Origin of the sequence: Streptomyces sp. NPDC090442 (assembly GCF_044769405.1) — a bacterium.
GTDB lineage: Bacteria > Actinomycetota > Actinomycetes > Streptomycetales > Streptomycetaceae > Streptomyces.
Genome location: NZ_JBIVXW010000010.1, coordinates 78854 through 91221 on the forward strand (window position 1 = coordinate 78854; position 12368 = coordinate 91221).

The 12368-nt window shown below is 73.6% G+C and carries 8 protein-coding genes and 1 pseudogene; 4 read left to right on the top strand and 5 right to left on the bottom strand.

Annotated elements, in window-relative coordinates:
* Positions 1-41: 41 nt before the first annotated feature.
* Positions 42-932, bottom strand: coding sequence for an NAD(P)-dependent oxidoreductase (locus ACIQU6_RS10090; RefSeq protein ID WP_403481167.1), 891 nt, complete (start codon positions 930-932; stop codon positions 42-44).
* Positions 933-1041: 109 nt separating this feature from the next.
* Positions 1042-1536, bottom strand: coding sequence for a DUF3145 domain-containing protein (locus tag ACIQU6_RS10095; RefSeq protein ID WP_403481168.1), 495 nt, complete (start codon positions 1534-1536; stop codon positions 1042-1044).
* Between the two features lie 326 nt (positions 1537-1862).
* On the opposite strand from ACIQU6_RS10095, the gene ACIQU6_RS10100 reads away from it, so the two are divergent.
* The gene (locus ACIQU6_RS10100; RefSeq protein WP_403481169.1) at positions 1863-2801 is read left to right on the top strand and encodes an SGNH/GDSL hydrolase family protein; all 939 of its coding nucleotides are present in this window, start codon (positions 1863-1865) and stop codon (positions 2799-2801) included.
* Between the two features lie 197 nt (positions 2802-2998).
* Positions 2999-3700: a DUF4097 family beta strand repeat-containing protein gene (locus ACIQU6_RS10105; RefSeq protein ID WP_403481170.1), complete on the top strand. Its 702-nt coding sequence runs from the start codon at positions 2999-3001 to the stop codon at positions 3698-3700.
* On the opposite strand, the gene ACIQU6_RS10110 is transcribed toward ACIQU6_RS10105, so the two are convergent.
* Positions 3687-6272 carry a beta-glucosidase gene (locus tag ACIQU6_RS10110; RefSeq protein WP_403481171.1) on the bottom strand — a complete coding sequence of 862 codons (2586 nt, stop codon included), beginning with the start codon at positions 6270-6272 and terminating at the stop codon, positions 3687-3689. The two genes, ACIQU6_RS10105 and ACIQU6_RS10110, sit on opposite strands and share 14 nt — an antisense overlap.
* Positions 6273-6442: 170 nt before the next feature.
* Between ACIQU6_RS10110 and ACIQU6_RS10115 the strand changes: the two genes are divergently transcribed.
* Both ACIQU6_RS10115 and ACIQU6_RS10120 read left to right on the top strand, forming a co-directional pair.
* Positions 6443-7081 (top strand): TetR family transcriptional regulator, encoded by a 639-nt coding sequence (locus ACIQU6_RS10115; RefSeq protein ID WP_403481172.1) that lies wholly within the window; start codon positions 6443-6445, stop codon positions 7079-7081.
* Between the two features lie 427 nt (positions 7082-7508).
* Complete coding sequence (locus tag ACIQU6_RS10120) at positions 7509-9026, top strand: nitrilase-related carbon-nitrogen hydrolase (RefSeq protein ID WP_403481173.1); 1518 nt, start codon at positions 7509-7511, stop codon at positions 9024-9026.
* Positions 9027-9289: 263 nt separating this feature from the next.
* Here the strand turns inward: ACIQU6_RS10120 and ACIQU6_RS10125 are convergent, their stop codons facing one another.
* A complete protein-coding gene (locus ACIQU6_RS10125) occupies positions 9290-10225 on the bottom strand; it encodes a ribokinase (RefSeq protein WP_403481174.1) in 936 nt (311 codons plus the stop codon).
* A gap of 233 nt (positions 10226-10458) precedes the next feature.
* Positions 10459-12368 (bottom strand): annotated as a pseudogene (locus tag ACIQU6_RS10130) (substrate-binding domain-containing protein).

The following is a 12368-nucleotide window of genomic DNA, read 5'->3' on the forward strand; positions in this document are numbered from 1 at the left end:
TTGGGACCGGGCGGGCCCTTGTGCTTCCCTGTGGCGGCCGATCAGCCGTCGAAGCTGGCGAAGTACGCGGCCACGCCGTCCTCGCCGCCGTGGCCCTGCTCCTCGGCCCGGCGGAGGCGCTCCGCGGTCGCGGCCGCCAGGTCCATCCGCACGCCGGCCGCCTCTCCGGCCTCGTTGATCAGCCGGGTGTCCTTGCGCGCGGCGGAGACCGTGAAGCTGGGCTCCAGGTCGCCGGTGAGGAGCAGCTCCGACTTCATCCGCAGGTAGGGCATGTCGAGCGAGCCGCCGCCGATCGCCTCCAGGAAGGCCCGCGGGTCCACGTCCAACCCCTTGGCGAGTGCCAGGGTTTCACCGGTACCGCCGATGATGGTGAGCACCCAGCTGTTGACGACCAGCTTGAGGCGGCTGGCGGCCCCGCTCGCGGCGTCCTCGCCGACCCACTGGGTGCGGCCGCCGACGACGTCGAGGACCCGCCCGGCGCGCTCGCGCAGTTCCTGGGGCCCGGCGGCGAGGACGATCAACTGCCCTTTCTCGGCGGGCGCCTTGGTGCCCAGTACGGGGGCGTCGACGATCCGGAGTTCCCGTTCACCGGCGAACCGCACGAGCGGTTCCAGGGCGGCGGGTCCGACGGTGCTCGTCTGGAGCCAGAGGGTGCCGGGCGCGAGCCGCGGGGCGGCCCGACGCATGGCGTCGAGGACGGCGGGACCGTCGAGCAGCATGGTGAGCACGGTGTCGGCGCCGTCCACCGCCTCGGCGGGGGTGTCGGTGACCCGTACGCCGTCGGCGGCCAGCGGTTCGGCCTTGGCGCGGGTGCGGTTCCAGGCGCGGACGTCCAGCCCGGCGCGGGCGAGGTTGCGGGCCATCGCCGCACCCATGATCCCGGTGCCGAGGACGGCGACCGAGTTGGCGGGGGAGGTGTTGTTGTCAGCCATGCCGGCACGCTAGGCGTTGGAGCGGACTCACGGTCAACCGCGCGCCGCGGTGTCGCGGGACCATCCGCCACAAGGCTCCGTACGGCCGCGCACGGCCTCGTACGGGTCGTCAGACGACCTGGTGGAGCCAGCGCACCGGGGCGCCCTCGCCGGCGTACCGGAAGGGCTCCAACTCGTCGTCCCAGGGCTTGCCGAGCAGCTTGGCGACCTCGGCGGCGAGTTCGGTCTCGCCGCGTGCGGAGCGGTCGACGGCGGCGCGCAGCCGGTCCTCGGGGATGAGGATGTCGCCGTGGATGCCGGTGACGGCGTGGAAGATGCCCAGGTCGGGGGTGGCGCTGTAGCGCTCGCCCTCGGCGGTGGCGCAGGGCTCGGCGGTCACCTCGAAGCGCAGCAGGTGCCAACCGCGCAGCGCGGAGGCCAGCTTGGAGGCGGTGCCGGCCTCGCCCTGCCAGGAGAACTCGGCTCTCCAGGTGCCGGGCGACGCCGGCTGGCGGATCCAGTCGAGGTTGACGCGCACCCCGAGGACGCCCGCCACTGCCCATTCGACGTGCGGGCACAGCGCGCGCGGAGCGGAGTGGACGTACAGAACTCCACGTGTCGTCACCGGGACCTCCCGTGCGGATCGAGGTTCGCCTTCCCCAGCGGCCTCGTGCCCGTTCCGGTCGCGGCCGGGACAGCTATCGACATTCTGCCCCAGTGATCACTTCGGCACCAGCATGCGAGGTGACCTACAGTAAACACCACCAGGCGGAATTTGCCGCAAAAGGGACAGGAAATGACGTGTTGTCATTTGTCTGTGCCGACTGCACGTACTACTTCGGGTCACCACCCGGCAGGCGCGGGGCAAAACTACCGCGCGGCGACAAACCCGAAGTGACGTACCGTCGATACCCGAAGAGATATCACTCGCACGCCGGAGGGGGACAGAGGATGACGACGATCGATCGGCCCGTTCGCCCTCGGCGGCACCGCCTCGTCGCCCGCGCCGCCCTCGCCTCGGCGACGGCCTGCGCGCTGCTGGGCGCCCTCACCGCCTGTGGCAACGCCGCCGCACCGCACGACGGCGCGTCGGCGAAGCCCACCGCGAAGCCGACGCCGGCCTGGCGGACCGACCCCCGCTCGATCGCGGCGCTGGGCGACTCCATCACCGCCGGCTTCGACGCCTGTACGGTGCTCTCCGACTGCCCGGAGGTCTCCTGGTCCACCGGCACCAGCCCCAAGGTCAACAGCCTGGCCCGGCGGCTGTTGAAGGAGAACCCGGCCGCCCACAGCTGGAACTACGCCAAGACCGGCGCCCTGATGAGCGATCTGCCGCAGCAGATCACCGAAGCCGCGGCCCGTCGGCCGGAGTTGGTCACGGTCCTGATCGGCGCCAACGACGCCTGCCGCAGCGACGTCCGCGCCATGACCTCACCGGCCGCCTTCCGCACCGGTTTCGAGCGGTCCATGAAGGCGCTGCGCAGGTCCCTGCCGCACACCCAGGTGTATGTCGCGGCGGTGCCGGACCTGTTGCGCCTGTGGTCCGAGGGGCGCAAGAACCAGCTCGGCAAGCAGGTGTGGAAGCTGGGCCTGTGCGGGTCGATGCTGCGCGACCCGGACGATCTGACGAAGCCGGCGCAGGACCGGCGGGCGCTGGTCCAGGAGCGGGTGCGGGACTACAACACGGCACTGGCGGAGGTCTGCGCCGAGGACGCGCTGTGCCGCTTCGACCGGTCGGTCTTCGACTACCGCTTCACCGGCGAGCAGTTGAGCACCTGGGACTGGTTCCACCCGGGGCTGCGCGGTCAGCAGGAGCTGGCGGAGCTGGCGTTCCGGACGGTCACCCGCAAGGAAAACCCCCTGAAGAGTGAGGCCGCTTCCGGCGGGTGAGGCGTCCACCCTCACGCCCTCTCAGGGAAACCCTTAAGGGCGCGGTGGTGCGGCTCATACCGTGCGGGGACGTGGAAGGTCATACCGTGCGGCGACGTGCGCGGGGTGCGGAGGGGGGAGGATGAAGGTCGAGCGGGTCCGACCCGGTCCGCTCGCTTTTGTACCGACCGCTCGCCACTGCCTCCGGGGGAATCACCATGGCCCGTCTCCGTGCCGCCCATCTCATCCTGCCCTGCGCGGCGTTGACCCTGCTGACGACCGGCTGCTCCCTGGTGGTGGGCGGCCCGCAGAAGTCCGCCGAGCGGAGCTACGACGTCGACGGCACGGTCAGATCGCTGTCGGCGACGACGCACGGCGGGAACATCGAGATCGTGCCGGTGGACGCCGGCGGGACGGTCAAGGTGACCGAGAAGCTCAAGTACGACGACGCCAAGCCGGAGACCGGCCACACACTCAAGGACGGGCGGCTGACGCTGACTTCGGAGGACTGCTCGACCGGGCACCGCTGTGAGGTGGGCTACCGCGTGCTGCTGCCGCGCAACGCCTCGGTCGATCTGCACACCAGCGGCGGGGACGTCACCGTCCGCGGCGCCGGCGGCGGGATCACCGCGGAAACCAGCGGCGGCGACGTCACCGTCGAGGACACCACGGCCCGCACGGCGAAGCTGAAGACCAGCGGCGGGAACGTGGAGGCCACGCTCGGCGCGGTGCCCGACGACGTGTCGGCCCGCACCAGCGGGGGCGACGTCACCGTCCGCGTTCCGAAGGGCAGTTACGCCGTCGACGCGGGCACCAGCGGCGGGAGCCGGAAGGTGTCCGTCGCCACGGACGAGGGCTCGGCGCACAAAATATCCGCGCGGACCAGCGGCGGCGACGTCTCGGTGCTCACTCAGCAGTGACCCGCGCGGTCAGCCGGAGGTCGGTACTGCTGCGGCCGACCTCGACGGCGTAGGTGCCCGGGATCCGGCGCCAGCCGCCGTCCGGTTCCGACCAGACCTCGAAGGCGCGGCCCGGCAGCGGGATTTCGGTCTCCGCGCTCTCGCCGGGGCCCGCCTCGACGGTGGCGAAGCCGGCCAGCCAGCGCACCGGGCGCTCCGGCGCATCGGGGGTGTCGCCGGTCGGCGCGAGGTAGATCTGGACGACCTCGCACCCGGGACGGTCACCGGTGTTGCGCACGCGGACGCGGACGGAGTCGGGGGTGGTGTCCACGCACTCGTACTCCCAGTCGGTGTAGCCGAGGCCGTGGCCGAAGGGGTAGGCGGGCGCGACCGTGGTGCGCTGCCAGGCGCGGTAGCCGATGAAGAGCCCCTCCGCGTAGTCGAGCGTGCCGTCGGTGGGGGTGACGGTGGTGACAGGGGCGTCGGCCAGACGGGCCGGCCAGGTGGTGGGAAGGCGGCCGCCCGGTTCGTGGGCGCCGAGCAGGACGTCGGCCAGCGCGGCCCCGGCCTCCTGGCCGGGGAACCAGCTCAGCAGCACGGCGGGCACCTCGTCGCGCCAGGGCATCTCCACCGGGGAGCCGGAGTTGACCACCACGACGGTGCGGGGGTTGACGGCGGCGACCCGGGCGACCAACTCGTCCTGCCGGCCCGGAAGTCGGAGGTCGGTGCGGTCGAAGCCCTCCGACTCGACCTCCTCGGTGGTCGCCACGACGACGATCGCGGCATCCGCGCCGGCCGCCGCACGGACCGCCTCCGCGATCTCGGCGTCGTCGTCGAGCTGCGGTTCGCTGTGGCCGAGGGCGAAGTTCAGGGCGTCCATGCCCTCCCCCGGGCCGCGGCTGTGCGGCACGAACCGCAGGGTGAGCGCCAGTTCCTGACCGGCCGCCAGGTCCGCGCTGATCCGGTGTTCGCCGGGCTGCATGAACGCCTCGAAGGGGTCGGCACCCACCAACTTGGCGCCCTCGCCGTCGAAGAGGACCGCGTCGCCCACGGTCAGCCGGAGCCAACCGGTGCCGGCCACCGTCAGGGTGTGGGTGCCGCTGGTCCGCGGGGTGAAGCTGCCGGTGAGTTCGACGGCGTGCAGGTCGCGCTGGGTGACGCCGTCGGGGAAGCTGCCCAGCGCCTGGACGTGACCGTCGAACTGCGGCGTCCGGGCGAGCAGTCGACCGTCGGCGGCGAGGTAGCGGGCGGTCAGGGTGAAGCCGTCCCGGGCGTGCGGGACGCGGGTGCGCGGGTCGGCGCCGGTCGCGAAGACCACCTCGACGTCGTCGGGGAGCGCGGCGCGCAGGCCCGCGAGCGGGGAGACGATCTGCGCGGGGAAGACGGTGGCGGAGCCACCGCCGAGCACCCGGGCGTCGCGGGCCGCGGCGCCGATGACGGCGACCCGGCGGAGCCCGGTGGCATCGAGCGGCAGCACCGGCCGGGCGCCACCCTCGGGTGCCTGCACCGCCGGCTCGTTGCGCAGCAGGACGACGGCGCGGCGGGCCAGTTCGCGGGCGACGGCCCGCCCGTCGATGCCCCGGGGCGCCTCGGCCGGGTCCACCGCGGGCGGCGCCCCGTCCAGCGCGCCGGCCCGGGCGGCGAGCAGCAGTACCCGGCGCACCGCGGCGTCCACCTCCGACTCGGCGACCTCGCCCGCGCGGACGGCCGCCGCGAGCGGGGCGCCGAAGACCGTGCGGGGCCCCGGCATCGCCACGTCCAGACCGCCGCGCAGGGCCCGGACGGTGTGCCGGGCCGCCGTCCAGTCGGAGACGTTGACGCCGTCGAAGCCCCATTCCCCGCGCAGGACTTCGGTGACGAGGTGGTGGTGCTCGGTCATCGTCGTGCCGTTGACCTTGTTGTAGGCGGTCATGACGCCCCAGGGGCGGGCGTGGCCGACGATGTGCTCGAAGGGGGCGAGATAGAGCTCGCGCAGCGGGCGCGGGGCGATGCGGTTGTCGACCGTGAAGCGGTCGGTCTCGGCGTCGTTGCCGACGAAGTGCTTGACCGTGGTGCCGACGCCGCCCTCCTGCACGCCCCGCACATAGCCCGCGCCGATCACGCCGGTCAGCAGCGGATCCTCCGAATAGCACTCGAAGTGCCGGCCGCCCAGCGGTGAGCGGTGCAGATTGACCGTGGGCGCGAGCAGGACGTGCACGCCCTTGCGGCGGGCCTCCTGGGCGAGCAGATGGCCGGCCCGGCGGGCCAGTTCGGGATCCCACGTGGCGGCCAGGGCGGTGGGGCTGGGCAGCGCCACCGACGGGTCCTCCGCGCTCCAGTACCGGCCCCGGACCCCGATCGGCCCGTCCGACATCACCAGCGACCGCAACCCGATCGCCGGCACCGCAGGCAGGCTCCACATGTCCTGCCCGGAGAGCAGTCGGACCTTGGTGTCCAGGTCGAGTGCCCCGAGCGCCCGCTCCACCACGGCGGAGTAGTCGCGGGAGCAGGGGGCGGAGGCAGGGGTGGTGTTCGCGCTGGCATTGGCGTGGAGGCCGGGGGCGGGGTGGGGAGCGCTGGCGGTGGTGGGGCGGGTGGGCGGCTGATCGGTCATGTGCGGCGCTCCCTCGCGTCGTCCGTCGTGCGTCCTGCGTCGTGTACCGGAATGCGGCCCCCGGCCGCATTCTGGCCGCCATACCGGACGGGAGGTAGGCATCGTTATTCCTCCGTTATTCGAGAGTCGAGGGCAACGGGAGGGCGGGGCAGCGGGGTTACGCTCGGCCGGTGAGTGCACGGGAGCAGGACGCGGCCGGTGGCTCCCGCCGTGCCAAAGGCGGGCGGGCGGCCCAGCGCGCGGAGCGGCGGGCGGCGATCCTGGAGGCCGCCACGGCGCTGATCGCCGAGCGCGGTTACCGCCGGACGTCGCTCGCCGCCGTCGCCGAGCGGGCCGGGCTCACGCAGCAGGGCCTGTTGCACCACTTCCCGACCAAGGAACTGCTGCTGGTCGGGGTCCTGGAGGCGCGCGACCGCTGGGACACCACCGCTGCCGCCTCCGGCAGTTGGCGCACCGGCAGCCTCGCCCAACTCGTCGACTACAACGCCGCCCGCCCCGGCATCGTCCAGGCGTACACCGTGCTCTCCGCCGACAGCGTCACCGAGGACCACCCGGCGCGCGACTTCTTCGAGGCCCGCTTCCGTACGGTGCGCGAGTCCCTGTCGGCAGCGCTGCGGGCCGAGTTCGGCGACACCCTCCCCGGCGGGCTCACCCCGGAGCGGGCGGCACCGCTGCTGGTCGCCGTACTGGACGGACTCCAACTGCAATGGCTACTGGACCCGGAACAGGTCGACATGCCGGCGTCGTTCCGGGACTTCCTGGCCCTGTTGGGGAGTGGGGAGCGGGCCCGGGGGACGGGCGCGGAGTAGGGCCGTATCCGTAGCCAGGTCGGTGGGTGGATGAGTGGCCGCGAGTGGGTCAGGGTGGAGGTCCGGTGCGGGTGGTGGGGTACTGGATGGGCGTGGGCCCTGCTGGGGTTGGTGGTGATGCTGGGGCTGGGGCTGGGGCTGGCTGAGTAGGCGACGCGTGCCGGTCTGTTCCGGCTCTTCCCGGCCTTCCCTCTTGGATCGACTTATCGATAACACCCTGTCAGTGAAAGGTGGTTGGGGCAGGAGGACAGGCGGGCGGCCGGCTTGGAGGGGGTGGTCGGGTGCGGGTGCTTTCGAGGCGAACCTCGATCGGCCAGGCGGTCGCTCGGCCGGATGGCCGGGCGGGCGGGGCGTCGGGTTTTGTGGGGCCGGACGGGGTTATCCACAGGGCGCCGCGAGCGGAGGGTGAGGCGGGCATCATGGGTGAATGATCATCGCAGCCGCACAACTCCCCTCCGTAGCAGGAGATATCGCCGCCAACGCCAGGCGGATGGCCGGGCTCATCGCGGAGGCAGCCGAGCGCGGCGCCGGGCTGGTGGTCTTCGCCGAGCTGGCGTTGACCCACTACGACCTCCGGCTGTTGGCCGCCGACCCGGCGGGGCTGACGGTGCTGCCGGACGACCCCCGGCTGGCGCCGATACGCGACGCGTGCCGGGCGGCCGGCGTCGCGGCGGTGGTCAACGGCCCCGGGGGCGGCCCCGAGGGCGGCGCGAAGCCCACCATCGCCAGCTTCGTCTACGGGCCGGACGGCACCCTCCTCACCCGCTACGACAAGCGGCATGTGCACCAGACGGAGAGCCCGACGTTCGCACCGGGCAGCGGGCACGGCCGGTTCACGCTCGGCGGGATCCGGTTCGCGCTCGCCACCTGCTTCGACAGTTCCTTCGCCGAGATGCCGGAGCGGGCCGCGGCGGACGGCTGCGGGGTGTATCTGGCCAGCGCCTTCCACAGCGAGGCGGAGCGGGTGGCGCGGTACGGCGAGTTGGCGCGTCAGTACGGGTTGCACGTCCTGTTGGCGAACGGCATCGGGGTCGGCAGCCCCGGGCCGGCCATCGGGCTCAGCGGCTGCTGGCTGCCGTCCGGCGAGCGGGCGGGGACCCCCGCGGCGGGACCGGCCGGCGACGGCGCGGAGTTGGTGCTGAGCGACGTCCGGGACGCGATCACGTTGATGGCCGACCCGGCGGTGGCCGCGGTGCCGGTCCGGGAGTGCGGTGAACCGCTGGTGGACGTGCGCACCGCGGCGCCCCGGCTGCTGGCGGACGACGTCACCGGCGAGGAGGCGGGTGCGGACGGGGCTGGCGCGTTCACGTATCTGCGGGAAGGGGTGTTGCGGCGGCTGTTGGCGGCGCAGGAGGCGTTGCCGGACGGGCTGCGGTTGCGGTTCGTGGAGGGCTACCGCCCGCCGGCGCTCCAGCGCCACTACTTCACGCGGTACGGGGACGAGCTCCGCGCCGCCCATCCCGACTGGGACGACGCGCGGGTCCACCGGGCGGCCAGCCGCTTCGTGTCCCCGCCGGAGATCGCTCCGCACAGCGCGGGCGGCGCGGTGGACCTCACCCTGGTCACGGCGGACGGCACCGAGGTCGACATGGGGACACCGATCGACGCGTCCCCGGAGGAGAGCGGTGGCGCGTGCTACACCTCCGCGCCCGGCCTGACCCCCGCGGTCCGCGCCAACCGCCGGCTGCTGGCCACCGCGCTGCGCGGGGCGGGCCTGGTCAACTACCCGACCGAGTGGTGGCACTGGTCCTACGGCGACCGCTACTGGGCATGGGCGACGGGTGCGGAGCACGCGCTGTACGGACCGCGGGAGCTCGGGGCGGGGCCCGGGTCCGGGAGCGCGTACGTCAAGGACGGCACGTACCGCGAGGAGATCGGTGCCGGCGGCGGTGGCGGCGACGGGGACGGCACGAGCGCCGTGTTCAACGTGGGAGTCGAGCGGTGAGGCACGGGTGGCGGGGCCGGCGGGGCGAGGCGGCGCGGCGTTCAACCGCCGTACCGCACCGCCTCGTTGGCCCCGCCCGCCCGCGGCCCATCGGGGCGTCCACAGTGACGGGACGGGGCTCGCCCTGCCCGGCCGGCTCGGCCAACTCCCCCGCCCTGCTCGGCCCGGCCGGCTCAGCCAACTCCCCCGCCCTGCTCGGCCCGGTCGGCTCCCCCGCCCCGCCCGACTCGGTCAGCTCGCCCGTGCCGCGCGGCTCGGTGCTCTTAGCGCTGCGTCGGGTCCGACTGCTCGGACGGCTCCGGGAACTGGGACAGTTCCTCGGTCGTGGGGTACGACGGTTGGGCGCCGGGCTTGGTGACGGCGGCGGCGCCGACGCGTACCGCGAAGCGGGCCGCCTCGGGGAGGGCGGCGCCCGCGGCGAGCCGGGTGGCCAGGGCGCCGGTGAAGGCGTCGCCGGCGCCCGTGGTGTCCACGGCCGCGACCCGGATGCCCGGGACGGTGGTCGTCCCCGAGGCGTCCAGCACCAGCGCGCCGTCGCCGCCGAGGGTCACCACGACGGAGCGGGCGCCCCGTTCGCGCAGTGCGGCCGCCCACTCGGCGGGGCTGCCGTCGGTGCGGCCGGAAAGCTGCCGGGCCTCGTGCTCGTTGACCACCAGCGGGTCGGCGACGGCCAGGAGTTCGGGGGCGAGGCCCTCCGGTGCCGGGGAGGGGTTGAGGACGACACGGGTGCCGGCCTCCTCGGCGGTCGTGGCGGCCGCTTGGACGGTCTCCAGCGGGATCTCCAGTTGCAGGGAGACCACCGAGGAGGCCGCGATGACGTCCTTGGCGGCGGCCACGTCGTCCGGGGTGAGGGCGGCGTTGGCGCCGGGCGAGACGACGATGCTGTTGTCGCCGTCCGGGCCGACGACGATCATCGCGGTGCCGGTGCGGGCGTCCTCGTCCACGATGACGGGAGCGACGTCGGTGCCCGCCGCGCGCTGGGCGGCCAGCAGCAGTTCGCCGTAGGCGTCCCCGCCGACCCGGGCCAGCAGGGCGGTGCGGCCACCGATCCGGGCCGCCGCGGCCGCCTGGTTGGCGCCCTTTCCACCGGCCGATTCCACCAGGTCCGTGCCGAGCACGGTCTCCCCCGCGCCGGGCCGTCGGGTCACCCGCACGGTCAGGTCCGCGTTGGCCGAGCCGACCACCAGGACGTCGTACATGCGCCGTTCCTCTTCTTCTCTGTCCGGCCGATCCGGTCTCTCTCCGGCCGGCCTGTCCCGTTCTCCGCCCGGCTTGTCCAGGCTGCCCGATCCGTCCGACCGGTTCGGTCCGGCCGGCCCGCCCGGGCGTCGTTCCGTTGCGTCCACACGCCGCCCGTCGTTCCGTCGTCCAGTCCGCCGGCGGCCGGTGGGCACCGGCGGCGGGCCGTCCGACCCGGTGCCCGCCGGGGCCGTCAGCCGCCGAAGGCAGCCGCGTTGGCCGCCGTCACCAGCACCACCGGCACCTTGACCGTCCGCGGCAGCGTCTCACCGCGGGCCGCCTTCAGCGCCCAGTCCACGGCCTGTTTGCCGAGCAGTTCGGGCTGCTGGGCGACGGTGGCGGTCAGGGTGCCGGCGCGGACGGCCCGGACCCCGTCCGGGGTGCCGTCGAACGCCACCACCTTCACGTCCTTGCCGGAGCGGGCCCCCAGCGCCTTGGACGCGCCGAGCGCCATCTCGTCGTTGGCGGCGAACACCCCACCGATGTCGTGGTGCGCCTGGAGCATATTGGACATCACGTCCATGCCCTTGGTCCGGTCGAAGTCCGCGGGCTGTCGGGCGACGACCTGGATGCCGGGGTACCGCTTGATGCCCTCCTCGAAGCCCTGGCCGCGTTCCCGGGCGGCGGAGGTGCCGGGCTGGCCTTCGAGGAAGGCCACCTTGCCCTTGCCGCCGAGCGCCTCGGCCAGGGTCTTCGCGGCGAGCCGGCCGCCGGCGACGTTGTCGGAGGCGATGGTCGAACCGACCTGTCCGCCGTTGACACCGCGGTCGATGGAGATCACCGGCACCTTGGCCCGGTTGGCGACGCCGACGGCCGGGACGGCGGCGTCGGAGTCCACCGGGTTGATGATGGTCGCCCTCACCTGCTGGCTGGTGAAGGTCTCCATCTGGTTGATCTGCTGCATCGGGTCGTTCTGCGCGTCGGTGATGTTGATGTGCAGTCCGCGGGCGTCCGCCTCGGCCTGCGCTCCCTCCTTGATGCCGACGAAGAACGGGTTGTTCATGGTCGACAGGGCGAGTCCGAGGTCGGTGTCGCCGCCGCGGTCGCAGCCGGTCAGGGCCAGGGCGCCGACCGCGAGGGCCGCGCCGAACAGTGCCGTGCGCCGCCTCATCGCGCGCTCCGGCGCCGCAGGGTGTCCAGGAGGACCGCGAGCGCGATCACCAGACCGGTGGCGACCTGCTGCCAGAAGGCCGAAACGCTCAGCAGGTTCAGGCCGTTGCGCAGCACCGCGAGGATCAGCGCGCCGATCAGGGTGCCGGACGCCTTTCCGGAGCCGCCGGAGAGGCTGGCCCCGCCGATGACGACGGCGGCGATCGCGTCGAGTTCGTAGCCGCTCGCGGCCTGCGGCTGGGCGGAGGTCAACCGGGCCGCCAGCACGATGCCGGCGACGGCGGCGAACAGCCCGGACAGCGCGTAGATCACCAGCTTGCGGCGCTTGACGTCGATGCCGGAGAGGCGGGCCGCCTCCTCGTTGCCGCCGATGGCGAACATCGCGCGGCCGGTGTACGTGCGCGCCAGGACCAGCGCGGCGATCAGCCCCATGGCGATCATCACGAGGACGGGGACCGGCAGCCAGCCGCCCAGGGTGTCACCGAGGGCGTTGACCGCGCCGGGGAAGGGGATCGGCGAGCCGCCGGAGATGACCAGGGCCAGACCACGGCCGACCGACAGCATCGCCAACGTGGCGATGAAGGCGGGCAGTCGGCCGTAGGCGACCAGGGCGCCGGAGAGCAGGCCGGAGGCCGCGCCGACCGCGAGGCCGAGCAGCACCGCGAGCCAGACCGGCAGTCCTTCGTGGGTGGCGGCCCAGGCGACGACGGTGGCGGACAGCGCGGCGACCGAACCGACCGACAGGTCGATACCGGCCGAGACGATCACGAAGGTGACGCCGAAGGCCAACACCGCGGTGACCGACGCCTGCACGCCGACGTTGAGGAGGTTCTGCCCGTTGAGGAAGTCCCGGGACAGCACCGCCATCACCACGACCAAGGCGATCAGCCCACCGAGCGGGCCGTTGCGCAGGACGGCCCGGGAGAACCACGGCCCGAAGCCGTCCGGGGCCGGGCCCCCGTCCGTCGCCCCCGGGGCGGTTGCGGTCTTCAC

Bases quoted from the DNA above. Each gene is read 5' to 3' on its own strand.
- ACIQU6_RS10090 (WP_403481167.1), bottom strand. From the start codon at position 932: ATGGCTGACAACAACACCTCCCCCGCCAACTCGGTCGCCGTCCTCGGC.
- ACIQU6_RS10100 (WP_403481169.1), top strand. From the start codon at position 1,863: ATGACGACGATCGATCGGCCCGTTCGCCCTCGGCGGCACCGCCTCGTC.
- ACIQU6_RS10105 (WP_403481170.1), top strand. From the start codon at position 2,999: ATGGCCCGTCTCCGTGCCGCCCATCTCATCCTGCCCTGCGCGGCGTTG.
- ACIQU6_RS10110 (WP_403481171.1), bottom strand. From the start codon at position 6,272: ATGACCGATCAGCCGCCCACCCGCCCCACCACCGCCAGCGCTCCCCAC.
- ACIQU6_RS10120 (WP_403481173.1), top strand. From the start codon at position 7,509: ATGATCATCGCAGCCGCACAACTCCCCTCCGTAGCAGGAGATATCGCC.
- ACIQU6_RS10125 (WP_403481174.1), bottom strand. From the start codon at position 10,225: ATGTACGACGTCCTGGTGGTCGGCTCGGCCAACGCGGACCTGACCGTG.